Raw genomic sequence first — 23,915 nt, forward strand, 5'->3', positions numbered from 1 at the left:
ACTTTACGCTCGTTTTTTAAGAATAATAGATTTATAATATGAAAACACATAATGATAATTTAAACCGTCTTAAAGCATTTACCCCACTTTTACAAACTTTATTAAGTGAGTTTCAAGAGGAAATTAACCATCTATTAGAAGAGGATGATAAAAATCTTATTTCTGATAATGAAGTTTTTCGACGATTATTAGAACGCAGAACTTCACGGTATAAAACTCTTTCAAATAGAAGAATATCTTCTCATAATAAAATAAAAAATCGTTCTAAAAGCCCAATAAGTCGTTTCTATGTTAGACCGAAATATTATAATGAAGAAAAAGTAATTATTTTTTTTAAAAAAAATAAGGAGCTAATAGATTGTGTTTTTTCAAAGGAAAAAGGAGATAAAACCCAGACTTATTATATTGCTTTAAAGGAAGATTGTACCAAAAACAGAAATATAGTATTTGATTTTTTAGAAAAGTACGAAGAAGAAACTCAACATTCTTTCCTAGTGCAGTTTATACCATTGAGTTTTGTAAATAAATTTAATCACCTTCCAAAAATAAATTTAGATTAGATTTAGATGCAAAACCATTTAGAACAAGCTAAACATAATCAAGAACTTTTGAATGAAATGGAAACTGTCTTTCCTCAAAAGTTTTTTGATTGGAAAATTACAATTACTTTTTACATTGCTATCCATTACTTACAAGCTCTAGCAGACTATAAGGGTATTGAAATTGGACAAACCCACAATGACATAGAAAGAAATGTTAATCCAAATAGCCGTTGGATTCCTACAATGAGAATTAGTATTGGAGCTTGGAGAGAGTACAAAAATTTATTTCAGTATTCTTTAACAGCAAGGTATGATGGTATAGAGGATAGAGAAATTTTTGAAGAATTGAAAAAGTTAGATTATATAGAATGCAAAAAACACCTTGACAACTTCAAAAAATACATCAAAAGCCAAGGTTTAGATATTTGAAATGTGCTTATTTTTAAGTTTCAAAACCATTTCTCATAAAAAATCGTTTATTTTGTAACTTATATGAAATTATGTTGATACGTTGATTAAAGGGAAAAGATAACCAACTAAAAACATTTTTATATTAACAACCAAAAAATAAAAAAAGAATTATGTCAGAAATACATACAACAAAATGTCTTATCATTGGGTCAGGACCAGCAGGTTATACAGCAGCCATTTATGCAGCTAGAGCAGGACTAGAGCCTATTTTATACAAAGGGCAACAACCAGGTGGACAGCTTACTATCACAAATGATGTAGAAAACTTCCCTGGATATGCAGATGGTGTAATGGGACCTCAAATGATGCAAGATTTGGATAAACAAGCAGGACGTTTTGGAACAGATTTGCGTTATGGTGTTATCGAAAAAGTAGAGTTTAGCAAAACTGGAGGAACTCATGTTGCTTATGATGACTCTGGAATTAGAATTGAAGCCGAATCAATAATTATTTCTACTGGTGCTGCTGCAAAGTGGTTAGGCTTACCTTCAGAAGCTGAATACAACGGAAAAGGTGTTTCTGCTTGTGCTGTTTGTGATGGTTTTTTCTTTAGAGGACAAACAGTTGCTATTGTAGGTGGTGGAGATACGGCATGTGAAGAAGCTAGTTATTTAGCTAAATTATGTAAAAAAGTATATATGATTGTTCGTCGTGATGAGCTTCGTGCTTCCAAAATCATGCAGCAACGTGTCATGACAAAAGAAAATATAGAAATTCTTTGGAATACAGAAACAGAACAAATTTTGGGAGATGGCGAAAATGTAACTTCAGTTCGTCTGCTCAATAATCTAAAGAACGAAAGTCATGAGATTGCTGTTGATGGATTTTTTGTAGCTATTGGACACAAACCCAATACAGATATTTTCATCGGACAGTTAGACATGGACGAAAGTAACTATTTGATTACTCAAAATGATAGCACACTGACTAATATTCCTGGGGTTTTTGCTTCTGGAGATGCTCAAGACAAAATTTATCGCCAAGCCGTAACTGCAGCAGGAACAGGTTGTATGGCTGCTCTTGATGCAGAACGTTACTTGGTAGAAAAAGAAGCAATGGTAAATGCGTAAATAAATTTGAGATGAATTTAGTTTTATTACAAAAATTAATTTTGAATAGAACTTACTTGTCTTTCAGCATGAATTTCGAAGGTAGCTTTCATAGGGCTACCTTCTTCTGTTTTACCCTCTATTCTACCTCTAGCATACCCTTTTTCTTCATCAAAAATATCAATATTTACAACTCCTTCTTTTAGAGAACCTCCAATATTTGCAAGTCCATTATTATAATAAAAAGTTACTGTCGCAGAGCGTTGAGGACTTGACATAATTGGAAAATCGCCTTTTTTACCTCCTATTGCCGTAATGACTAAGTTTGTATTTGTATTTTGATAGTTGGCTACCATTATAGTTGCTGTTTTTAATGCTGCATCATATTCTACTGTGTTTTCATTTCGAAGTGTTTCGAAGATATAATCTTTTTCTGCAAAATCTTCATCATCAATCTTCACATTAACAATTCCTCCTTGCATCTCTTCCTCTAAATCATCATATTTCATTTTTTTGAGTTCCTCATTTGATAATTTATTTGGTTGTTTGAGAAGTTCATTTTTTGTCGTTTCTGCATCTTCTTTTACTACAAATGTATCTGTATTTTCTTTTTCAACATTAGATGAGCTACAAGCAGAAAGCAGAGTGAAAATTAAGAAACCAAGTATAAAAAGTATATTTTTCATTTGTATTCGTTTTTTAGTAGAAAATTATTAAATTGTAAAGAAAGCAATTTTTTAAACTCATTATTCAAATCAAATTTACATAAAAATATCAATTATGAACAAAAAATGGGAATATGCTACTTTAGAATGGCTTTGGGATTCGCATGGTCTTCGTTATAATTTACCAAATGGAAGTGAAGAAAAAAGCACAGGTTCATACGCAGAAGTTGTCAAAACACTTTCCAAATTGGGAGCGCAAGGTTGGGAAGTTGTAACGTGTACATCGGAAGCAAACTGGCTTTTTTGGACATTAAAAAGAGAAATTTAGTTTGTTTAGGGCAACATAGAAGTAATCAGCCCACTACGAATTGTTCGCCAAACATACCTCAACAAACTATCATTATACTCTCTTTGATACTTTATTTTACCTTCTTTTCCTTCTACATTTTTATCAATAACAGTATTTAAAAGCCCACTTAAAAATTTACGTTTTTTGTTGGACTTCTTTTTTAGGAGAGTTATTTCTAAGTTATTATAAGTAATACGAAATGTTCCTGTTGCATATCCATCATTAATTTTGGCATCAAATTCAGCTCTCTTTATTATTCCCTTATTTGCTTCAAAGCGAGTAATAGGAGAAAGCATTTTATTGAGAGTTGGGATTTCTATTTCTGTACAAAAACCATTTATACTTCCTTCAAATGTATCTGTATTGAGAGGCATTTCCATCGTAATTTCGATTCTACTTTCCTCCATAAAATACATATTTGCTTTGATGATAGCAGGTTTGGATTCTTCAAAATTATGAAAATTGAGAGCCATCATATTCAAACTATCAAAGGTAAGACTTCCTATTCCATCCAATCCTTCTGCACGCTCTGAATATACAATATTTCCTTTTTCTATCTGTAAAGTATCTATTGCCAAACCTATTTTCCATTGATAAGGCATTTTCTTTTCAGAAGGTTCTGGATGACGATTCCGATCTTTCAAAATGGAAATGGTAGGATTAAAAACCAAAATTTTGTCAGCCTTTATGAGTTGTCTTTGTAGTGCTTGCCAATCCAAATTATGAGCTTCTAACTGCTCTGCTTTCATTTCTCGTTTTTCATCTAAGTCTTGTAAAAGTTCTACATTTTTTACTTTTACGAGTTTATTTTGATAATTAATTTCACCTATTTTAAAATCTGTTCCATTTCGATGTGCCATTGAATAATTATCTATGAGTAATTTTACATCCGAAAAACGCAAGACATCTATATATGAAGTATCAAAACTAACCCTATTCAACGTTCCATTTAGTGTATCGACTGTTTGCACAAAATCAGTTGTTTTATGATTTAATTGTTCAAAAGAAAGTTGTATTTTTTCAGAACTAAAACGAAAAGTAGGAGGTTTGAGCCATTTGGCATCTTCAATTTCTAAATCTAGTTTTTTGAGTGCTATCGTTGAGTTTGAATTATATTGATAGTTTCCTGTCAGGTTTTTTATTTCTAAAATACCTACCGATAGAGGCGCAACCACAAAATTAGCGACTGTGTCAGCAGCACGAGAAACGCCTTGAGTAGAGTCAGCAATATATCTTATGTCAATAATAGGATTTTGAAGTGTAATTTTATCAGCATGCCATTCTCCATTCATTATATATTTACGAATACTTGCACCCTTAAAAACTACTTTTTCTACATCAATTTTCGCATTCGGTTTTCCTTTTTCTTTTGCTGAAATACTATCTGTTCGAATTTTTATTTTTTCTAAAGTTACTTTTGTTGGCAATAAATTGACATGAACCTCTCCAATTTCTATTCTGTAAGGAGATTTTTTATTTTCATTAATAGAAATGGTAATTTGTTCTTTTAAATAGTTATCCAAGTAATTGACTGCTATAAAACCTCCTACAACAAACACTAGGAGAATACTTCCTATAATGATAAGAAGTTTTTTAGATAGAATATTTTTCATAAAATAGATAGAGTTTTAGGACAGGTATAAAAATAGAGTTTAAAAAATAGGCTTCACAATAAATCTGCAAAAAAGAGAACGTTAAACAAAAGACAAAGTTTTTTTTGCTAGATAAAATTAGAATAAAAAAACAAAAAACACTTCCTTTTAAAATAAAAAGAAGTGTTTGAATCAGAAAAAATCAATTTTATATAAAAATGTTAATTTTCTACTACAATTCTACGACTAATTTGTCCTTTGTCAGTTTCAAACTGAAGAATATAAACACCTACTGAAAGATTTTTTACAGAAAATTGGAGGGCGAAATTTCCACTTACATTTTTTTGCTCTTCAATTACTTTTACAGTTTTTCCTTGTGAATCAATAAGTTTGATATTTATATTCATCGGACGAGCAACCACATAATTGACAAGTGCAATCGTAGAAGAAGGATTTGGATACAAACTCAAAATAGCAATATCTGTAAATTCATTTTTTGGAGAAAATATTCCTGTAACCTCATCTACATATTCAGGAACTTCATTTGGTGCTGCTGTTGCTTGTGTAGTTTTGGGAGCAGTTTGAGAATCAGCTTTTGTCAAATGATTTCTTCCGTCAGTTGTGAGCCAACCTTCCCCAAAACCTTCTCCTTCTGAAGGTTCTAAAATTTTATCTACAAAAAACCAATCTGCCTGAACAGCTTCTTCCTTAATATCTAAAATAAAATATCCATGTCTATCCAAATCAACAAATTTCATGTGAGGATTTGGATTAACACCTTCTAATGGCGCAGGAAGTGGTTTATTAATTTGATATTCTAAAGCTGCCGAAGTAGCTGCACCTACATTTTCATCAAAATTAGCAGAAGCAATACTAGGAGTTGCAAACTCAACAGCCACAGAACCTTCACCAGTTGCAGCATTATAGGTAGGAGTTGCTTGGTCAAATCCAAAAATAGATGGACGTTTTGCAATATCAAAGGCAAAGGTAGAATGAAAATCGCCTGTCAGCCAAACCACATTATCAATAGAATTACTTGACATAAAATCAATAATATTATCTCTTTCTATTGGATAACCATCCCAAATATCTGTAAACGTACTTTCTACTTGTTCAGGCGTTTGAGGAGGAGTAAGCGCAGCAGCAGCCCAACCAACATTAAACTCTGAAAAAATAACTTGATTTCCAATTACTTTCCATTTTGCTGTTGAGTTTTCTAGTTTATCCAAAAACCACTCTTTTTGTGTTTGTCCTAAAAGTGTACGGTTTGGTGCATACATAAGAGGATTTGTAACATCATTAATTTGCTCATCACGCCCTTCAATACGAGTATCAATCATTATCAGATCCATTAGATTTCCATAATTAATTACTCTATAAATGCCTGTATTGACTGTTCGGATAGGCATCCATTCATCATATACTTTTTTAGAAATTGTTTTTCTATCTGCCCAGTTTCCTTCTGTTGAGTCTGTATGATTTTGCGCTCCATCTTTATACGAATCATTAGCAAATTCGTGGTCATCCCAAATGGTAATAAAAGGATGTTGTTGATGCGCTCTTCGAAGATTATGGTCTAAACGATACAATGAATAACGAGTACGATAATCTGCCACAGTCAAAATTTCTGTTTCGGGTTGGTGTGAGCGTTCGATAAGATTTGCACCATATACTCCTGTTCCATATTCATAAATATAATCTCCTAAATGAACCACAGCATCAAGGTCATTTCGGTCTGCAATTCTTCCAAAAGCATTGAAATAACCAGCTTCATAATTCTGACAAGAAACCACAGCAAATTTCAAATGTTCTGCATTAGTTTCATTTGGAGCAGTTTTGGTGCGCCCAATAAGTGAATTTGTTTCTAAAGCAGAAAAATAATAGTAATAAGTTGTGTTAGGTTGTAACCCCACTACATCTATTTTAACTGTAAAATCTTTGTCTGCATTTGTACTAACTTCTCCTTCTGCAACTACATTTTTAAGTTCTACATCAGAAGTCATATACCATTTTACAGGAATAGCATTAGTTTGATTTTCTGTATCAGGAGTTACTCGTGTCCAAATAATCACTCGGTCAGAAAGTGGGTCGCCAGAAGCTACGCCATGATAAAAAGGTTTTAGACGCTCTTCGAAAGGTAAATCATCATTTTGTCCATTTTGAGAAGTAGTTTTTGAGATTTTTCTTTTTAGAGAAATAGGAGCAGGTTGTGCTGTCGGACTAACAATTTTAGTGATTTTGCTAATATCTTGTCCAAAAGAAGGTAAACTAATTACCAAGGCTAAAAGGAATAAAGTAATTTTTTTCATTGCGAAATATTTTTGAATTATTTTAGTGATAGATTTTTAAAAATCTTCGCAAGATAAATTTATAGTTTTAATTTATGACAGTTTTTATATTAATTTTCCTTGAATCACTGTTAAGGATGTAAACCGTTTCTGTACCCTACAAACAAAATCGATCTCTCTAATCTTATCTAAATGTAAAAATTTTCTAAAATAAATTATTTCTAAGGTAAAAACTTATACTTTAAAAAGAAATGAAATTTTGTATGTCGTTTTTAAATTTATCTTATTGAAAATCAAGCCTTTATTATTCTATTTTAAATTTCGACTCTATGTTTTCTATTATTTTTTGCGTAATTTTGCAATCTTATTTTTAAAGAAAGAAAATCCATTAGCTGTTTTTAATTAAATGTTTAATTAGAAAGTCAGCTTCCAAAATATAAAAGTAAATGAAAACGGGTACAATCAAAAAAGATAAAGTCAATATAATTACGCTAGGTTGCTCAAAAAACCTTGTGGATTCTGAAAATATACTTACTCAGCTTCGTGCCAACGAAATTGATGCTCATCATCAGTTAGAAGTCAAAAAGAAAATCGAACAGCCAAATGTTATTATTATTAATACTTGTGGTTTTATCGAAAAAGCAAAAGAAGAGTCTATAAATACGATTTTGGATTATTCAGCAGCAAAAAGCAGAGGCGAAATTGATAAATTATATGTGATGGGCTGTTTGTCACACCGTTATAAAGACGAACTTTCTAGCGAAATTGGAGAAGTGGATGATTGGTTTGGTACATTAGATATGCCTTTGATTCTTAATCGTTTCAATGTAGATTACAAACATGAGCTTTTAGGACAACGTCTGACAACCACCTCTCAACATTATGCCTATCTCAAAATTTCGGAAGGCTGTGATAGAGCGTGTTCTTTTTGTGCTATTCCTTTGATGCGTGGAAAACATGTTTCTCGTCCGATGGAGGAATTAGTAGAAGAAGCTAAAAATTTGGCTGCAAGAGGAACAAAAGAAATAATGCTTATTGCACAAGAATTGACCTATTATGGAATTGATATTTATAGAAAAAGAGTTTTATCAGAACTTTTAGAAAAACTAGCCGATGTAGAAGGAATTGAATGGATTCGTTTACACTATGCCTATCCAACTGGCTTTCCGATAGAAATCATTGATACAATGAAAGCGCATGATAAAATTTGTAATTACTTAGATATTCCGTTACAAAGTGGTTCAAACAAAGTTTTGAAGGCAATGCGTAGAGGAATAAAAAGAGAAAAAACAGAAGAATTAATTGATGCTATTCGCCAAAAACTGCCTGAAATTGCTATTCGTACAACGCTTATTGCAGGACACCCACACGAAGAGCAAGAAGACCATGAAGAAACCTTGGATTTTGTAGAAAAGATGCGATTTGATAGATTAGGAGTATTTTCTTATTCTCATGAAGAAGACACACATTCTCATTCTATGCCTGATACATTGACAGAAGAAGAAAAACAAGAGCGTGTTGCAGAAATAATGGAAATACAACAAGGTATTTCTTTAGAACTCAATCAAGAAAAAATTGGTAAGATTTACAAAACGCTTATCGATAGAAAAGAAGGAAATTATTTTATTGGCAGAACTGAATTTGATTCTCCAGAAGTCGATAACGAAGTTTTGGTAGATGCTAGAAAAACCTATTTGAGAATAGGCGATTTTGCTAATATCAGGATAGACAAAGCAGAAGAATTTGATTTGTTTGGAGAGGTGGTATAAGTAAGAAAGAAATATTTTTATTAGATTTTTCTATAAAAATGAACTTTTTCTTTGCAAAATCAATTAAGATTCGTAAGTTTGCATTCTCTAAAACACAAACTTTAGAGAGTGCAAAATAAAAAGGTTGCGTGGCCGAGCGGCTAGGCAACGCTCTGCAAAAGCGTGTACAGCGGTTCGAATCCGCTCGCAACCTCAATACCTCAAAATACGGATTATTCCTTTTTACTAAAAGGCTTGTAGAACCATTCTACAAGCCTTTTTTTTGTTTCAATAATTAAACACCTTAATTACTGACTTCTGTACGCAGCATACACTTTAGGACACACAAATAAATTATAGGACACACTATTTTTGAAGTCTTTTATTATTTACCAACTAAACTAAAATGTATGTTTAAAAAAAAGATTTATGAATGTTGTTTTTGTACATAGGAAGCATAAGAAAGACAAAATAAACGGATTAGGAACAATACAGTATTATGTTTCTTGGAATGGTCAGCGTTCCACAGCTTTAAGCACAAAAATTAAAGTTTATCCTAAAGACTGGAACGGTTCAAGAGTTACTGGCAGAAATGCAAATGCTTATAATATCATTTTAGAGGATATAAGAGCAGATTTAATGAGTATCTACTTTAATACTAAAGATACTATTTCACACATTCAGGAGGTTTCAGATATATATGAAGGCAAATTAAAGCCAAAAGTTACGGTTGTGGACCTGTTCAAACAGTTGATGCACAAAAAAGAGTTTATTGAGAAAAGAAGTAAAGAAACTCTTCGAATACACAATACTACTCTCACTATTTGGCTTATTCCTTATCTAAAAAATGATAAGAAAAACGAACATTTAGAAGCATACAATCTAACACACGTAGATTTAGAAGCTATTGCAAAAAAAATAGACTTTAAAACGTAAATTTTATTATATTAGCGGTCATTTTATCCTTACTTTATGATTGATTTACCTAACTTACGTAAAAAAGAAAAGCCTTTTATGGCTCTTACTAGCTTGACTATCAAAGAGTTTGATGAGTTATTAGCTACTTTTTCTCCACTTTGGGAAAAACATTATATGTATTATGACCTCAAAGGAAAGGCTAGAAATAAGCCCACCTTCCGAGAACACGCAAAAATACAACTAAAAGGTAGTGAAATGAAACTTTTTTTTATCCTTTACTACTTGAAAAACAACCCTTTACAGGAATCTTTAGCTCTTACTTTTGATGTTTCTCAAGGAAAAGTTAATCAATGGATTAACAGCCTTCTTCCCATTTTAAAAGAAAGTTTAAGAAAAATTAATGTATTGCCTGCAAGAAATGAATCGGAATGGACAATAAAACTTGCAGATCGTGTTGAAGAAGCAGGTAAAGCCTTAGAGTTATGGGTAGATGGAAGCGAACGTGAAATTCCTCGTCCCTCCGATTACAAAGCTCAAAAAGAAGTATATAGTGGAAAAAAAAAAGCACACTATAAAAAATACTTTAGTTACAGATAAACATCAAGAGGTAGTTTTTTTAGGAGATACAGAAACAGGAAAAGTACACGATAAACGTTTATTAGAAGAAGATGATATTACCTTTCCTGAGGGAACTATTCTTCATCAAGATACTGGTTATCAAGGTCATAGACCTAAAGGTGTCCTTATTGAGCAACCCAAAAAAAAGCCTAGAGGAAAAGAATTATCGGAGCAGGACAAGGCTGAAAATAGTAAAAAGTCTAGTCGTAGAGTACGTGCAGAACACAGCATAGCAGGAGTAAAAAGACTTAGAATTGTCTTAGATGAAATCCGATTGTGGGGAGAAGAGGTAAGAGACCAAGTCATGGAAATTGCGTGTGGTATTCATAATTTAAGGGTAAAGACAAGAATAACCTATCAAAAATTATCGTAATAAAGTCTAATGTTAGAAAGTAAAGATGTAAATAGTGTAGATTATGTAGCAAAAACGATAAGCAGAATAAAAGCAGCTATCAAATTAGGCTACACAACTGGACAGATAGAAAAAGATGCAGTAGCAAAATATGAGGTGTATCTTGCTAAAAAGGAAAAAGAATATATTTATCTCACTCCTGATGAACTCAAACGATTAGAAGATTTAGAGTTTCTTTCACAAGAACATAAATTGGAAAGAGTAAGAGATTTGTTTGTGATACAGTCTTATACTGGTCTTGCGTATGGAGATTTGGCAAAGTTTACCAAAGAAGACCATTTTAGAATAGCAAAAAATGAAACAGACTGGAACTGGCTAATTAAAAAGCGTGGCAAAACAGATATTTACCAACAAATTCCACTCCTACCAAATGGAATGAAGTTTTTAAGAAAGGTAAACTTTGACACCGTCCCTGTTACTGGACATGTCTATAACAAAAACTTGCGTATTATCTGTAAAATGGCAAGGATAAATAAATATTTAACCTCACACATTTCAAGAAATACACTTGGTGCATTACTTTTAAATAGTGGAATAACTGTAAAAACAGTAAGTCGTGTTTTAGGTCATAAAACAGTACGATACACAGAAAAAGTCTATGCAAAAGTTATTGATGAATGGCTAGTTAGGAATGAATTTGATAGAGTATTTCGTAATAAATAAAAAAGAACTATCTTTATAACTCAATTATTTTTTTTAAAATCCAAACCCATTTCAAAATGAAAAAATTTAATTTTTTGTATTTATTATTATTCATTTCTAGCTTTCTATTTTTGTCTTCTTGTGATAAAGATGAAGACCCAAAAGATTTGAGAGATGATATTGTTGGAACTTACAACTATCGTATAAAATTCTATGAAACCCAACAAGGTTTTGGCTACTTAGGTTCTGAATACGATGCTGCTGGAACTATGATAGCAACTAAAGGCACAGGTACTATTGATAATGAAGTGATACAATTCAAAGAAGGAGGCGAACTTCTTTTCACGGCTGTCAAATTTAAAGAAGACAATGACGGAATTGCTTTTGACTTAGTGAATGACACTGATATTGTAGAAGGTCAAAACGTTACTATTACTGGTGTTAATAAAATTAATTTAAACAATGTAGATTATCATGGTGCATACTTTTACAACTCAAAAAAGGTAAATGCTGCACAACAAGTAAGTTACTTGAGTGATGGTGTCCCTGTTACAATAGTTGCAGATATAGAAGCAACTAAGCAATAGATTTATTACTCCCCTTCGTTTCTTGTGTGTACCCTTAATACACACATTTATTTTCTGTTTTTTATTACAACAACAGCAACAATGGCTAACCCCAAAACGCCACTTCCTATTAAAACTTCGTTGTTTGTAAAACCTTTTATCCATTGTTTTTCGTTAGGCTTTACATTTTTCAGTTCTAAGTTGTTTTGAGAAGAATACTGTTTGAGAAAATCCTCTTCTTCTTGACGTAATCTTTCTTCTTCTTGGCGCAATCGTTCCTCTTCCCTCCTTTTTAATTCGTCTTGCTGCTGCAATAGGGTTAGGCTTGGCAAGGCTTTATCCGTTGTCGTAAAGCTAGGCAAGTTCATTTTTGAAAAATCCAAATCAAGATTTAATTGATAAGGAGAATTTGAATTTGGATCTATGTAAAAATCCGATGCTGTTGGAATGCCTAAATTAAATGACCCTAATTCATTTTTTAGGTTTTGGTTTTGAAAAAAAAGCATATATATTTTTGTTTAAGTATATAATTTACAAAGAGAAATAAGATTATTACAATTCTGCTTTCTGCATTTGTTGTTGAATAAGAAGATTCAATTTTTCACCTAATTCAATGTTTATAAAATCACCTAATTGATTAAAAACTTCTGTCATTATTGTATCATAATTCTCTTGTGATACATTCAACGGTTCTAAAGTAACTTTTTTCAAGAAATCAGGCATAGCACTAGGATAACATTCTGCATGAATGTCTAAAAATATCTCATTAGGCGTAACAGAGTTGTTTTTAGGGCGTATCACAATTTCTTTTACATATCCTCGTACATTTGTGTCAGCATCCATTGCCACATCAAATTCAAAATTTTGGTTTATTTTTATCATGTTTTTTATTTATTTAGATTAGATAACTCGTTTTATGTCGCCTGCTGCTGTTGTGTACCAGTCGTTCACGTCCAACTCAACTAAAGCTGCTGCATTGTCAGCAAATACAGGTAATTTAATACTAACTTTTTCATGTTGAAATTTAGCCACTTCTTCCAAAACTGGGTCTGTGCCTGTTTCTTTCCTCCAAGATTTGATAATTACACCCAAGCCATCGTAACCAAATCCTGTGTCATCTGGACGAGGTTTTCCATCTTCGATAACGACACTTTTTGACGTTCCTCCTGTATAACCATTTATTGGACTTGCAGCTTGTCCTTGTATTGTTAAATCATAAGTAACACCAAATAGGGGGTCGCCTACGGTTAAGACTTTTGTGGACATGGTGTCTGCTTGCGTTCTTTTGTAAAAAGAAATTACGTTATTTGAACCAAAGTCTGCGTATAAATTACCTGCTGAAGCATTTTGCCCTTTCCACAATCTCACACCATAAATACCTCTAGTGTTAGCATAACCAGCGTCATAATATACTGTGTAATTTACATTATTACCTCCTACTCCTGTAATTTTATTAGTTTGAAACTCGCCACTATTCGTAACTTGACACAATACTGTGTTATTTTCACTTCTTACCTCAACAGCATTTCCTGTTACGTTGCTTTCACTTTTAATATAAAGTGAACCTAAAACAGTCAAAAGCCTACTTTTCCATAACAAAAAAGCATCTCCAAAGAGCTTTCCTAGTGCATTTTTGTATTGAACACTTCCTTCCTCGCCTTGCAATTCGGTGATATTTTCGGCTATTAGGTCTTCTTCTGAAATACCACCTTTTCTAAAATTTACCTTTTCAGATAAATAATTTATTGTATCTGCTATCGTTGCACCAGTAGAACTTCCGTCGAAGGTTTTTATATCAGAAAACAAAAATGCTTCTTGATAACCAAAAATAGGGTTTTTGATTTCTATTTTGTTGTTTTCAAGAAGAGTAACCTCAAAATTTCCTGTTGGAAAGGCTCGTATGATTGTTCCATCATCTTTTGCAAAAATGACAGCATTAAATTCATTTGTGTATATTCTCATTTGTGTTTAGATTTTATGATAAATTCTAATTCTCTAAATTTATTTTCAACGCTATGTAGTGAGTTTTCTAAAGAATTTATTCGACTATCTCTAATCATAATTTCTTCTTTAAAAGCACTATTTGTAATTCGGTCAGCAGTTCTGTCATGAAGCTCTTTTTGAACCTCATCATATTTAGACAATAGATTGTCTAATTTATCTACAAGACTTTCATATTGCGTTTCCATTTTTACCTCAAAACGAAGGCTAGTATCATTTCTAGCGTACTGCACGCTAAAAACACCGATTATAGCAGCCCCAAAAAGAGTAATCACTACATTTTTTGCAGAAGAAAGAAACCCTCTTTCTTCATTCTTAACTGGTATAGGTGGTTGATGTGTTATTGCTGCTTTAACAATTTCTACAATTTCTTCTTTAGTTAGGTTCTCCATAATTTAAGCGTATTTTGGATTCAAAAACTCGTAAGTTCCTGAACCAAAACGCCCTACGATTGTAGCAATTCCTAATTCAGAAACATCTATAATAGTATCAACTTCGTGCGACCACTCTTGACTACCACGAAACACTCCACTTTTTGTAACTTGTGAAATAAGAACAAAGAATTTATTAGGATATTTAGCTCTTAATGCTCTCCAACCTTCAATATCTAATCCGATAGCGTTAATAGAATCAAGGATAATGAATTGATACGGTTCTAAATCAATCAATTCTTTAGAGAAAAACATATTATCAGTAACTCCTACCTTTTCAGCCCTATTCTGCAAAGACTTGGACGGTGTTTGGTTATCAAACATTTCTTCGCCTGAAACATACAGAACCTCGCCAACTTCTGACAAGTCTTTTGCAAGCTCTAAGGCTAGTGTAGATTTTCCAAGTTTTGGCTTTGCAAATAAAAGAATGCTCGTATTCAATGGCATATCATCAAGACCTACACCTTTATATTTACTTGGTAGAACCAAAGTATCATACATCACGCTCATCATATCTACACCTGAAAGAACATTTGACATTCCCTTTTGAATAGCTACACTAGCCACGCCTGATGCAGCACCAATGATTGCGCCTTGTGCATACGGATTTAGCGTATTACCTTTTTTTTTTGGTTGTTCTACTCCATCAATTCCGTTTAATCCACGTAATTGTGCTGTTGTAAACTTGATTGTTCCTTTTTTCTTTTTGGCTGCTTGTAATGTTTTGATTGCTCGGTTTGCTTCTGCTTTGTATGGGTCTGAAGTCGGTACGTTTTTCAAATACGACATTAAAGCATCGTGTTTTTTGAGATAGTCCTCCCCTTGTACGGCTGCAAATCTACGCAAGGCACGAACGCCTTTTGTTTCGTGCATACGTGCAAATCGTTTCATTTTTTCTACTCCGTCGGTAGGAAGTTTTATCGTAAATGATTGAGAACGACTACCATTTAGTAAATTCTGCAAAAACTTCCCAATATAATTAAAGGCTTCTTTATAGCTTGAAGTCTTTCTTACCTTTTTATTGATAATTGCATTGTTCATATCACGAACCAAATTTTCTAATTGATTACGGCTTTTTTTCTTTCCTACAAGCTGCAAAAATGAATAGATATATTTTGATGCGTATGAACTTTCACTTGGCTTCAAAGTGCTTCTACTTGTACTTGTTCTAGTGGTAGTAGTTTTTGCCTTTGGTGTTGCTTTTTTGGCTGCTGTTTTCTTTGGTGCAGCTTTGCGTGTTGTTCTTGCTTTTTTACGTGCCGAAACGGTAGCTCTAGCCTTTGACGGTGCTTTACGGATTGTTGTTTTTTTTGTTGGTGTGGATTTACTTTCACTTGCCAACTTCTTAATTATTTTTTGATAAAGGTCTTTACCAAAATCTTTGTATTCTTGTTCTGCCATAAAATCGGCATCAAAGTTTTCAGTAAGTTCCTTAAACTCTTCATATTGTTTTTGATATGAAGGAGGTAAACTATTTATTTGCGCTGTTGTGATATTTTGTATCATAATTGAAAAGTTTTAATGAGTTTTAATAATTGATTTTTTAGGCATAGATTCCACTAAGCTCGTTCATTTTTAATTTCATTAACTTGAGCTTTCCTTTGTTAATGCGTATGCGTTTGGCTTTATCATTACTTGCCGTTTTATTAGCAATAAGTTTAGTTTCTTTTGGCTTATCAGTAGGTAAAGAATTGCCTTCAATACCGTCCACATCTGCCATTTTGTAGTCAAGTAAATAGTTGAGGTCTGAAAAGTCTTTTGCAGCCATTTCAGGTGTTCTACCGTCAATATTTAGCTTGGCTTTTTCCTCTACAATTTCATTATAGATTTTAGCTTCGTATTCTTTTGTACCTAATTCTTCTAACTTTTCATCCTGCTCAATGATTTGTTCATTGATTTTTTTGATAGCATCTTCGATATTATCATATTTTGCTAGGATAGATTCAGTTTTATTGATTTTAGTCAAAACACCTCTAAAGTTGCCTAATTGGTCGCTATAACCATAAGAATTATTATTAAAGAAGTTTTTATACTCTCTTTGTATCTTAATACCAATTCTAACTAAATGCTTGTCATCAATATAACTATAACTATTAAGCTCTTGAAGCACACTTTTTTGGTACTCCAATGCTTTCATAATGACTTCTTTATCAGAACCGTCATATTCTTCTATATAATTGGTAGCCAAACGCTTAAACTCTACAAATCTCTCATGAATGTAGGTTTTAGCAGAGTTATAGATTTTCTTTGCAGCTTCTACTTCTTTGAGTACACTTAATTCATTTTCAATTTTCTTTCTTGACTTACTAATATCCATTCTTATCTCACTTACTCTCAAATCAACCAATTTATTTATGTCAGTATAGAGTGCAAATTTGATAGCTTCAGGGTTCAAACTTTCCTGCTCAAGTACATTTGAATCGTCAGTTGCTTTTGACCAAACATCATTGATACGTGCAGTTTTCTCTTCCAATTTTTGAAAGACAAACACGTCCAAACTATTTTGAGTTAAAGGCATAACTGAACGCACGAACCCATTTTCATTTCCTTGTCGGTGAAATCTGCCTTCAATTTGTTTTATATCCGTAGGATTATAATCAGGATATAGGTTGTAAAGAACGGTTGTTTTTTTCTGCAAATCAATCCCTTCACGGATTGTTCCTGAGCCAATTACTATTTTTACAGATCCTGACAAAAATGCTTCTTTTATGCCTTCTTTTCTATTTTTTGTTACTTTGCTAGTGATAATTTCTACTTCATCAAATGACTTTCTACCTACTTTTATTCCAGTTTTGTAACCAATTTCTTTCTCTAAATACTCTTTTATGTACGGAAAATAATCCTTACCTACATTTGAATAAATAATCTGACCCGAAATAGGGGTTTTAGTATCTTGATGATGTTTTCTTACTGATTTGATACACTCCATTGTGTATTTTATTTTGGGAGAATTATCAACAAAATCAATATAATCAACAGGTTTTTCCTTGTGAACCAAAAAAGGACTGAACGCATTATTACGGCTCATCATTAATCCAATTAAGGTATTTTTACCTTTTTCTTTGAAATTAGTACCACTTTCTGCAAGTTTTACAGCTTCAGCTTGTAAAGCTAATTGCATAGCATTCATTTCTAAGTAAGTCGTTATTTGCTCACTTGGTTTGAGTTGTACTATATTGCCGTCTGAATCTTTATATGATAATCTAGGAAGATTAATTTTCTTAGGTCGACGTATTCCTGCATCTTCTCCAGTCTTTAAATTAATGTAATTAAAAACAAGAGCTTGAAGTGATTTTTTATTTTGGTAGGATTTTACAATAGCCTTTTGAGCCAATTTATTAGTAGAAGTAACAACTGTTTCATAGATTTCTTGAATAAATGTTTCCATAAATTGACTAAGAGAATCTATACCGACCTTTCTCATTTTATTCAGAGCGATTAAAGAAAGCATAGAATAAACTTCTAAAGGCGAATTGTTAAATGGTGTTGCTGTAAGTAAGATTACATTTCCACCGAATTTCCTTTGTATGTAGTTACACAACATAAAAGCCTTTTGTGCTTTTGCAGCTACACTTCCTGAAACATTGTATCGTTTTGTACCTTCTTGAGCAGGCACAAACGAAAAAACATTTCTGAAATTGTGCGCTTCGTCAATAATCATTGCATCAAAACCCAAAATGTCAATATCGCATACGGTTTTTTTACCAATACGACCTATCAACATTCTTAAACTTTCTCTTTGGCTTTCTAAATCTCTATTGCTTTCGCCATTATCAACAAGAAGTATTTTAGATAATTCAGTTAATAACTCTTCTTCCAATGCAGGAGAAAAACCAATTTTTTCCAGTCCTTCATGTGTAAGAAGTGTAATAGAACCTTCCTCAACTTGCTTATTAATATTTTTATTCTTTTTCAAGAAAGGCGAACCTAAATTGCTATAATCATTGATTTTAACGCCTAAGTGAGATAAAACGCCTTCAATAAAGTTTTCTTTTTTATCTGTATAGCCTACTAATTCATTTTTCCATTTTTCATACGTAGGAGCAGGAACAACAATAACAGGGCGTTTGTAAGTACCGTTTTGAATATTTTGTGCAGCAATTAAAATAGCTGTAATAGTCTTTCCAACACCTACTTCATACGCAATACAACCACTACCAACTGCATCTATATAAGCAACGCCTTCTCTTTGAGCTTCAAGAAAAGCCAAACTTCTACCTTTGAACAATGCACATGTTTTTAAACCAATAGGCACACGTTTATAATTTAATTCAGCAAACCCATTAAATTGTCTATTCCAAGACATATCCAATCTCTTTTGATCATTGATTGACAATCCAGTATGTAGGAAAATATCAAAAAGCCTATCCCCTTCTAAACGAGTAAACTTTTCTAAAAACTCTTTTTCTTCTTTTGATTTACGTCCACCGTCTAAGTAAATATCTATTATATTGTAAGCAGATATACCTTGAGTTTCTATAAGCTCTTCATTTTTGCTTAGCCATATTCTGAAAAAATCGGCAATACTAATTCCTTCTTCAGAACCAATTTCATTGCCATCAACATCAGTATAAATCATAAATTGTGATGCAAATTCTGAAAAAGGTAAGATTCTCAAACGCTTGCTTGCATCAGGTGTGATAACAGATAAAGGACTAGGCTTTGCAGCATCTAAAGCCTCTATATGATTATCATAAACAGCTTGTCCATATTGACTAATAATACTATCTTTTTGACTTTCTACTGCCAAAATTTTATCATAGATATTGCCAAAAGTAAACAAAGGCAAAGGCAATAAATCAGCTTCTCCAAAGAATAAAACACCTTCATTTACTAATTTATCAATTTCTTTTTTATCAGCCGTTGCACTTGTCCTTTGAAGTTTTGTATGAGCTTTGTTTACAAATTTTTTATTTCCTTCTTTATCTGTATAAACTTGATAAATTTCTTTTGCATATTTATTTGAAAAACGAGTAGGTTTTCCCAAAACAGAACCACTTGGAACAGTTGCTTCATCTCTAAAATGATTGTCTTTTATTTTAGTAGCTTGCTTAGTAACTAAAACCTCTTCATTCTTTCCAGTTGATTTTAAAAACCACTTTTCCCAACCGTACATGGGCGAACCTTGCGATTGCTTAAACCAAACCCATGCTTTTATTTCATTTTCGGTAATTCCTTTGTTGTAACGATTGAAATTATCCTCAAATGAATTGATTTTTTTTGTAGAAGAGTTATCAGTTGTGATAAGTTTGTTTAGTTGCTCTTCATTATCTGAAATTGTTTTTTTATCCAATTTACCCAATGAACCCAAACCAAACAAACCACTAAATCCATCAAGGGATTGATTTTTTAAAGCTAATAGTTTCAATTTGCCTTTATTGATTCTAATTCTTTTCATTTTAGCTTCGTCTATTTTTGGTTTTTCTGACTGACTAGATTTAGACACAAACCTTTCTAATTCAGTTTTTTGTTCTTTTTTGAATATCCAACCTGCTGTACGCTCTCCATTGACTGTAAGACCACGATTAAAGCGACCCCCTAAATTTTTTAGTTTGTCTTTTATAGAATAGGTATCTCCAACAACTGCAATAGATTTGTCAGAATAGTCAATCAGTTGTATATCAGTGTTTTGTGACACTACACTTTTTGTACTATTTGATTTACTAGCTGCTTTTTTCTCTTTTCTTTTTTGAGAAGTTTCAGTAAATGAAACACTTATAAATTTTACTGCATTGACAAATACGCCATTGTGAGTAATCCCTTCAGCTTTTCTGTATTGTTGGCTATCAAAATTATCTACACCATCAAAATATTGTAGTTTGTCTTGAAGGTATCTTTCTAGTTCTAAATTATATTTTTTAGCAAAATACTCTATGCGATATGCTGTACCACCTGAAAAGCTCTCATACCTAATACTCGTTTTTACAATATCCTTGAATTTTTCAAAAATATGTTGTTTTAATGCCTTTGTTTTTTCGGCTTGAGTAGCTTGTTTGTTTTCCATAATCTTATCACTTTTTAGGTCGGTAACATCAATGATAGAAGTATCTTGTTTTTCCATAAGGTCAGGATAGTCTTTTAATACATCTGCATTTACATCTTTTTTGTTTTTGATAGCAGAACTAATAGATTCATAATGGTAAAAAACAGGATTCCCAACAATATTGATATTGTCAAACATTTTCAAAAACTCATCTTGCGTATATCTATAACCATTTTCTTTTAGATAACTACTTCTAAGTTGAGCAAAAAAATCATGTAAATATTTGTCTAAAATAATCTTACGACCTTCAAATTCAATAAAATAATACTCGGTTTGAGTCCTAGGTCTTCCATTTGGTGTAACGTATTCTTTTACTTCTTTTTTAATTGGAAAATCTGTATCGCCTTTAATTTGACGAATAAACTCGTAGCCTTTCATTGTACCAAACTTTTCTGATAAAAATTTTGGCAAATACTCATCGTAATAGATAGTAATAGGTGTGTTTTCCTCAAAATTTTCTTCATCATTTCTATCCCACTTAATCTTATGTGAAGCTAGTGGTTCTATTTCATCAACATCAAAATACCTTGTTAATTTATCCATAAAAGAAAATACAATTACAGTTGTTTCTCCTCTAAAGTCAGTTATTTGAAAATTATTATTACCATCTGTTCTGAAATAAACAGCGTGTTCATTTAATCCTTTTTCATTTAATTGTACGTGTTGCCCTACTTCAAATTTTGGTTTTTTAGCAGAAGTAGATTTCCCCTTTCCTTTTAATAAAGCAACTTGATTTTTCAAAAACTCTACACTTTCGTTGAGGTTAGCCGTTGAGTAAACTGGAAAAATGTAAGTAGAAGACATTTTTAACTGTCCTGCTAACCTATCAGGATATTTGATAAAATAATTAGAGTAAGAAAATAATTCTTCTTTTGTAGGCTCTACGGACTTGTCTAATTTTTCTAATTCTTCTATTTCTTTTGCATATTCTGAACGTACAAAGTCTGAGAAAAAACCTTTCTGTAAAGCTGCATAATCAACTTTTTTGTCTTTATGCAAACCTTGTTTTTGCATATCAGTAGAGATATGCCAAATCAGACTTATACGTTTAGAATAGTAGTTCATTAGAGTTCTTCGTTTTCTATGTGTCCTATGGCTTCGGACGGTGTTAGATTGTTTTTAATCATAATGCTCAAAATAAGGCTTTCAATTCGTTGATAGCCTTGTGTAGTACTTTTCGTATTGCAAACGTGTGGAGTTTTTCCACTATCGCACTCGTCAAGTGCGTTTTTGATTGCTATTCTTACTTTGTCTTCTGTTGTCATTTTTTTTGAAGGATTAGTATATCTACTGGCACTTTTGTTTTTTCAAAGACACTACCTATTCGGCAACTATATACCAAATCAGCTTCTGTTAAAACAGCATTCTTTTGTTCTTTGTAGGCATTAAAGCCTGTACTAAGGAGGTTTTGAGTAGTCAAGTAAACAACTAAACCACCTTTTTTAAGGAGTTCTAAAGCCTTATAGACAAAGAACAATTCATACTGTTTCATTGGTACGTTTCCTTTTCGTTTTCTTGAAAAGTAAGAAGCATATTTACCTGTAAATTTTCCATAAGGAGGATTGCCAATAACTAAATCAAAAGGATAACCTTCAAGCCATGTACGCTCTTTACCTTTGTAATAATCTGTAAATCTATCAGGCTGCAAAAAGAGTTGTTCAAAATAGATATTATGAAAGGTTGCTTTTGGCAATCTTTCTTTAGCTTCTAAAAAGAAACGTTCCGAAGTTTCCAGACCTACACACTTGGACTGGTCAGGTGCATGAACTAACATATTCCCTGTTCCACAAGCAGGTTCTAGTACACGTCCACCATTGTAGCCATGTACTTTTGCTAGTTCCCACATTTGTTCGCAAATTTCTAAGGGAGTGAAGTATGCGTTTAATATTTCTCTCCCTTGTTTTTCGCCTTCGGAATAGTCTTTTTTCATTTTCTTTTTTGGTTCGGAGGTAGAAGAATTGATTTTTCTTTTCTGCCCAACAATGCTATTTATTTCTGAATAAATAGTGCTTATTTCTTGTTCCAACTCTTTTTCTGCTTTACTTTTTGGACTTGTAATATCCATATTAGAGTAAAGTTTTTTCTTTTTTGCAGATAAAGACTTTACTTTTTCTGAAAGCATTTGCTTTCTTTTGTCAAGTGCTTCTAATTCGTTTGGTTCGGAGGTAGAAGTTTTTTCTTTTTGGCTAAGTATAGGCTTTTTAAGAAATGCTATTAGATTAGGATTTACTTTTTCTTTACCTCTGTAATACTGGTTAATGTTGTCTATGAAATAAACAAGTTTAGCATTCGGTACTTGATTATTAGAAATGAATTTTCCATAAGAATCGTAAAAACTTATATACAAATCTTTAGTATCTCCACTTAAAAAAGCATTTACTTCTTTACCATTTTCTCCAAAAGAAAATACATATTTTGGTTTGCTTAAAGGTGTATCTTGTAAAAATGCTCTAACAGTTGTTTCAGTTAGTTTTTTTCTTTCAAGCTCTAATTGTTCATCATAAATATCTTCTAAAATAAAATCTATTTTTTTATCTTCTCCATAATGGATTTTAACAACTACGGCTTTATCTTCATTGAAAGCAAAATAATAATGTGCCTTTGAGTTTACTTCATACTTTTTACTCAAATTTCTAAATCTAATAACATCGTAAATATGATTTGATAAAATTCGTTCAATACTATCGTTATCTTCAATAGTATCAGTTCCTTTTTCATATCTCAAATCATACGCTTGAATCGCTTTATTTAAAAATAAAAACTCTTCTTTTATATGCTTTATCACTTCTAAAAGAATATCTGTATCTGTTTTTTTAGTAGAAGTTTTTTTGTTTAGTTCCTTATCAATTTCTTTTTCTACTTTGTCAAAGTATGCTTTATCAATAGTGTAAAGCGTTTCTTTGTCATTGTTTCCATCAAATTTTCTATCTTTATCTACATATATTTTTCTCTTGTATGGCTGTCCTGAATAACCGTCTGTGTCTTTCCCAAAAGCATAATTAGACAACAAAACATCACGAACTGCATAGGCTTGTTTTTTATTTCCACGACGTAAAAACTCTCCATACCAATACACTAAATCATCTCTTTTTTGTCTATCGTGGTATTTTAGTTTTCCATTAGTACGTCTTATTTTGCCATTGAATTTTAGTTTTTCCCAAATACGTTGTTGCTCAGGAGTGTATAATAAATCAAAAGATATTTTTCTGATTTTATCAATATCATCAACGATATTAATAGATATTATTAACTCATTATTTATTGAAAAATTAAATCCTAACTCAAAGTGAGGATAAGGCTCAAACTCTTGAATTTTATCTTCCAACAAGTGAGTAATATCACGCTCTCTAAAGTTTTTAGTTTTGTCTTTTTTGTATTCAGCTTCGTAATAGCTTTTCAAAACGCCCCCTACAAAAAGGTTGTTTTTTATCCAAAGGATAGCTCTTAGAGTATTTTCTTTTTGAGTTTCAAAATCTGCTTTACTATGACTCAAAGAACCCAAAAAAGCAACCCCTTTCAATTCATTAATGTATTGAAGGACTTGCTTTTCAGTTTTGAGGATTCTTTGAGTGTTCATAGT

General features: G+C 32.1%; 21 protein-coding genes and 1 tRNA gene. 11 read left to right on the plus strand and 11 right to left on the minus strand.

The window, feature by feature from the left end; all coding sequences use genetic code 11:
- The first annotated feature begins 38 nt into the window (after window positions 1-38).
- From ACE193_RS15055 to trxB, 3 genes are all read left to right on the plus strand, one after another.
- A complete protein-coding gene (locus ACE193_RS15055) occupies window positions 39-560 on the plus strand; it encodes a hypothetical protein (protein WP_375559048.1) in 522 nt (173 codons plus the stop codon).
- Window positions 561-566: 6 nt separating this feature from the next.
- Window positions 567-971 carry a hypothetical protein gene (locus ACE193_RS15060; RefSeq protein WP_375559049.1) on the plus strand — a complete coding sequence of 135 codons (405 nt, stop codon included), beginning with the start codon at window positions 567-569 and terminating at the stop codon, window positions 969-971.
- 152 nt (window positions 972-1,123) lie between these two features.
- Window positions 1,124-2,083: a thioredoxin-disulfide reductase gene (gene trxB, locus ACE193_RS15065; protein WP_375559050.1), complete on the plus strand. Its 960-nt coding sequence runs from the start codon at window positions 1,124-1,126 to the stop codon at window positions 2,081-2,083.
- Between the two features lie 35 nt (window positions 2,084-2,118).
- Here the strand turns inward: trxB and ACE193_RS15070 are convergent, their stop codons facing one another.
- Window positions 2,119-2,748, minus strand: coding sequence for a hypothetical protein (locus ACE193_RS15070; protein WP_375559051.1), 630 nt, complete (start codon window positions 2,746-2,748; stop codon window positions 2,119-2,121).
- Window positions 2,749-2,842: 94 nt separating this feature from the next.
- On the opposite strand from ACE193_RS15070, the gene ACE193_RS15075 reads away from it, so the two are divergent.
- The gene (locus tag ACE193_RS15075) at window positions 2,843-3,055 is read left to right on the plus strand and encodes a hypothetical protein (protein WP_375559052.1); all 213 of its coding nucleotides are present in this window, start codon (window positions 2,843-2,845) and stop codon (window positions 3,053-3,055) included.
- A gap of 5 nt (window positions 3,056-3,060) precedes the next feature.
- Here the strand turns inward: ACE193_RS15075 and ACE193_RS15080 are convergent, their stop codons facing one another.
- Together ACE193_RS15080 and ACE193_RS15085 are read right to left on the minus strand one after the other, a co-directional pair.
- Window positions 3,061-4,689, minus strand: coding sequence for a hypothetical protein (locus ACE193_RS15080; RefSeq protein WP_375559053.1), 1,629 nt, complete (start codon window positions 4,687-4,689; stop codon window positions 3,061-3,063).
- A gap of 200 nt (window positions 4,690-4,889) precedes the next feature.
- Complete coding sequence (locus tag ACE193_RS15085) at window positions 4,890-6,977, minus strand: alkaline phosphatase D family protein (RefSeq protein WP_375559054.1); 2,088 nt, start codon at window positions 6,975-6,977, stop codon at window positions 4,890-4,892.
- A gap of 425 nt (window positions 6,978-7,402) precedes the next feature.
- Here ACE193_RS15085 and rimO point away from each other — a divergent pair, with 425 nt between their 5' ends.
- From rimO to ACE193_RS15120, 7 genes are all read left to right on the plus strand, one after another.
- Window positions 7,403-8,725, plus strand: coding sequence for a 30S ribosomal protein S12 methylthiotransferase RimO (gene rimO, locus ACE193_RS15090; RefSeq protein WP_375559055.1), 1,323 nt, complete (start codon window positions 7,403-7,405; stop codon window positions 8,723-8,725).
- 122 nt (window positions 8,726-8,847) lie between these two features.
- Window positions 8,848-8,918 (plus strand) — tRNA-Cys (locus ACE193_RS15095).
- Between the two features lie 215 nt (window positions 8,919-9,133).
- On the plus strand, window positions 9,134-9,640 hold the full coding sequence (locus tag ACE193_RS15100) for a hypothetical protein (RefSeq protein ID WP_375559056.1): 507 nt from the start codon (window positions 9,134-9,136) through the stop codon (window positions 9,638-9,640).
- A gap of 36 nt (window positions 9,641-9,676) precedes the next feature.
- Entirely contained in the window at window positions 9,677-10,219 is a 543-nt protein-coding gene (locus tag ACE193_RS15105; protein WP_375558620.1) for a transposase family protein, read from the plus strand.
- Window positions 10,173-10,613, plus strand: coding sequence for a transposase family protein (locus tag ACE193_RS15110; protein WP_375558619.1), 441 nt, complete (start codon window positions 10,173-10,175; stop codon window positions 10,611-10,613). Before ACE193_RS15105 ends, ACE193_RS15110 begins: the two co-directional genes overlap by 47 nt.
- 9 nt (window positions 10,614-10,622) lie before the next feature.
- The gene (locus ACE193_RS15115) at window positions 10,623-11,315 is read left to right on the plus strand and encodes a site-specific integrase (protein ID WP_375559057.1); all 693 of its coding nucleotides are present in this window, start codon (window positions 10,623-10,625) and stop codon (window positions 11,313-11,315) included.
- 56 nt (window positions 11,316-11,371) lie between these two features.
- Window positions 11,372-11,881 carry a hypothetical protein gene (locus ACE193_RS15120; RefSeq protein ID WP_375559058.1) on the plus strand — a complete coding sequence of 170 codons (510 nt, stop codon included), beginning with the start codon at window positions 11,372-11,374 and terminating at the stop codon, window positions 11,879-11,881.
- Window positions 11,882-11,928: 47 nt separating this feature from the next.
- Here ACE193_RS15120 and ACE193_RS15125 read toward each other — a convergent pair whose 3' ends face one another.
- From ACE193_RS15125 to ACE193_RS15160, 8 genes are read right to left on the minus strand one after another with little or no spacing between them, the layout of a single operon-like run.
- Window positions 11,929-12,366, minus strand: coding sequence for a hypothetical protein (locus tag ACE193_RS15125; RefSeq protein ID WP_375559059.1), 438 nt, complete (start codon window positions 12,364-12,366; stop codon window positions 11,929-11,931).
- Window positions 12,367-12,412: 46 nt separating this feature from the next.
- A complete protein-coding gene (locus ACE193_RS15130; RefSeq protein WP_375559060.1) occupies window positions 12,413-12,742 on the minus strand; it encodes a hypothetical protein in 330 nt (109 codons plus the stop codon).
- An 18-nt stretch (window positions 12,743-12,760) separates the two neighbouring features.
- Window positions 12,761-13,822 (minus strand): hypothetical protein, encoded by a 1,062-nt coding sequence (locus ACE193_RS15135; protein WP_375559061.1) that lies wholly within the window; start codon window positions 13,820-13,822, stop codon window positions 12,761-12,763.
- A complete protein-coding gene (locus tag ACE193_RS15140; RefSeq protein ID WP_375559062.1) occupies window positions 13,819-14,253 on the minus strand; it encodes a hypothetical protein in 435 nt (144 codons plus the stop codon). Before ACE193_RS15140 ends, ACE193_RS15135 begins: the two co-directional genes overlap by 4 nt.
- A gap of 3 nt (window positions 14,254-14,256) precedes the next feature.
- Window positions 14,257-15,798: a hypothetical protein gene (locus tag ACE193_RS15145; RefSeq protein ID WP_375559063.1), complete on the minus strand. Its 1,542-nt coding sequence runs from the start codon at window positions 15,796-15,798 to the stop codon at window positions 14,257-14,259.
- 37 nt (window positions 15,799-15,835) lie between these two features.
- A complete protein-coding gene (locus ACE193_RS15150; RefSeq protein ID WP_375559064.1) occupies window positions 15,836-21,400 on the minus strand; it encodes an SNF2-related protein in 5,565 nt (1,854 codons plus the stop codon).
- A complete protein-coding gene (locus ACE193_RS15155; RefSeq protein ID WP_375559065.1) occupies window positions 21,400-21,600 on the minus strand; it encodes a hypothetical protein in 201 nt (66 codons plus the stop codon). Before ACE193_RS15155 ends, ACE193_RS15150 begins: the two co-directional genes overlap by 1 nt.
- Window positions 21,597-23,912 carry an Eco57I restriction-modification methylase domain-containing protein gene (locus tag ACE193_RS15160; RefSeq protein ID WP_375559066.1) on the minus strand — a complete coding sequence of 772 codons (2,316 nt, stop codon included), beginning with the start codon at window positions 23,910-23,912 and terminating at the stop codon, window positions 21,597-21,599. The genes ACE193_RS15155 and ACE193_RS15160 overlap by 4 nt, the downstream gene beginning before the upstream one ends.
- Between the last annotated feature and the right edge of the window lie 3 nt (window positions 23,913-23,915).

The sequence above is a fragment of the Bernardetia aquimarina genome (genome assembly GCF_042180575.1).
Classification (GTDB): domain Bacteria; phylum Bacteroidota; class Bacteroidia; order Cytophagales; family Bernardetiaceae; genus Bernardetia.

Bases quoted from the DNA above. Each gene is read 5' to 3' on its own strand.
- ACE193_RS15055 (WP_375559048.1), top strand. From the start codon at position 39: ATGAAAACACATAATGATAATTTAAACCGTCTTAAAGCATTTACCCCA.
- ACE193_RS15060 (WP_375559049.1), top strand. From the start codon at position 567: ATGCAAAACCATTTAGAACAAGCTAAACATAATCAAGAACTTTTGAAT.
- trxB (WP_375559050.1), top strand. From the start codon at position 1,124: ATGTCAGAAATACATACAACAAAATGTCTTATCATTGGGTCAGGACCA.
- ACE193_RS15070 (WP_375559051.1), bottom strand. From the start codon at position 2,748: ATGAAAAATATACTTTTTATACTTGGTTTCTTAATTTTCACTCTGCTT.
- ACE193_RS15075 (WP_375559052.1), top strand. From the start codon at position 2,843: ATGAACAAAAAATGGGAATATGCTACTTTAGAATGGCTTTGGGATTCG.
- ACE193_RS15080 (WP_375559053.1), bottom strand. From the start codon at position 4,689: ATGAAAAATATTCTATCTAAAAAACTTCTTATCATTATAGGAAGTATT.
- ACE193_RS15085 (WP_375559054.1), bottom strand. From the start codon at position 6,977: ATGAAAAAAATTACTTTATTCCTTTTAGCCTTGGTAATTAGTTTACCT.
- rimO (WP_375559055.1), top strand. From the start codon at position 7,403: ATGAAAACGGGTACAATCAAAAAAGATAAAGTCAATATAATTACGCTA.
- ACE193_RS15100 (WP_375559056.1), top strand. From the start codon at position 9,134: ATGAATGTTGTTTTTGTACATAGGAAGCATAAGAAAGACAAAATAAAC.
- ACE193_RS15105 (WP_375558620.1), top strand. From the start codon at position 9,677: ATGATTGATTTACCTAACTTACGTAAAAAAGAAAAGCCTTTTATGGCT.
- ACE193_RS15115 (WP_375559057.1), top strand. From the start codon at position 10,623: ATGTTAGAAAGTAAAGATGTAAATAGTGTAGATTATGTAGCAAAAACG.
- ACE193_RS15120 (WP_375559058.1), top strand. From the start codon at position 11,372: ATGAAAAAATTTAATTTTTTGTATTTATTATTATTCATTTCTAGCTTT.
- ACE193_RS15125 (WP_375559059.1), bottom strand. From the start codon at position 12,366: ATGCTTTTTTTTCAAAACCAAAACCTAAAAAATGAATTAGGGTCATTT.
- ACE193_RS15130 (WP_375559060.1), bottom strand. From the start codon at position 12,742: ATGATAAAAATAAACCAAAATTTTGAATTTGATGTGGCAATGGATGCT.
- ACE193_RS15135 (WP_375559061.1), bottom strand. From the start codon at position 13,822: ATGAGAATATACACAAATGAATTTAATGCTGTCATTTTTGCAAAAGAT.
- ACE193_RS15140 (WP_375559062.1), bottom strand. From the start codon at position 14,253: ATGGAGAACCTAACTAAAGAAGAAATTGTAGAAATTGTTAAAGCAGCA.
- ACE193_RS15145 (WP_375559063.1), bottom strand. From the start codon at position 15,798: ATGATACAAAATATCACAACAGCGCAAATAAATAGTTTACCTCCTTCA.
- ACE193_RS15150 (WP_375559064.1), bottom strand. From the start codon at position 21,400: ATGAACTACTATTCTAAACGTATAAGTCTGATTTGGCATATCTCTACT.
- ACE193_RS15155 (WP_375559065.1), bottom strand. From the start codon at position 21,600: ATGACAACAGAAGACAAAGTAAGAATAGCAATCAAAAACGCACTTGAC.
- ACE193_RS15160 (WP_375559066.1), bottom strand. From the start codon at position 23,912: ATGAACACTCAAAGAATCCTCAAAACTGAAAAGCAAGTCCTTCAATAC.